The sequence below is a fragment of the Siccirubricoccus soli genome (assembly GCF_024178315.1).
GTDB classification, from domain to species: domain Bacteria; phylum Pseudomonadota; class Alphaproteobacteria; order Acetobacterales; family Acetobacteraceae; genus Siccirubricoccus; species Siccirubricoccus soli.
Window position 1 is genome coordinate 1 of the sequence record NZ_JAMZIK010000261.1, and the last position, 292, is coordinate 292.

1 protein-coding gene is annotated in these 292 nt (G+C 74.3%); it reads right to left on the reverse strand.

Translation table 11 applies throughout. From position 1 onward, the window contains the following. A partial coding sequence (locus tag NJ376_RS27940; RefSeq protein ID WP_252956633.1) for a hypothetical protein occupies window positions 1–292 on the reverse strand: 292 nt, incomplete at both ends.

Here is a 292-nt window from a genome sequence, read left to right on the forward strand (position 1 = left end):
GCCGCCGTTGCCGGAGATGCCGCCGGCAAAGCTGGTGGAGCCGTTGGCGATGGTGAGCGGCTTCGCCCCCAGCACCACGGCGCCGCTGCCGGAAAGGGTGGCGATGCTGGCGCCGCTGGCGGTTTCCGCGATGCGGAAGGTGCCGTCGGCGGCGACCCCGGAGGAGGCGGCGAGGCTGCCCGTACCGGTCAGCACCAGGCTGGCGCCGGCATCGATGCTGGTGGCGCCGGTATAGGTTTGGATGCCGGTCAGGGTCTGGATGCCGCCGGCGACCGCCAGCCCGCCCGCGCCG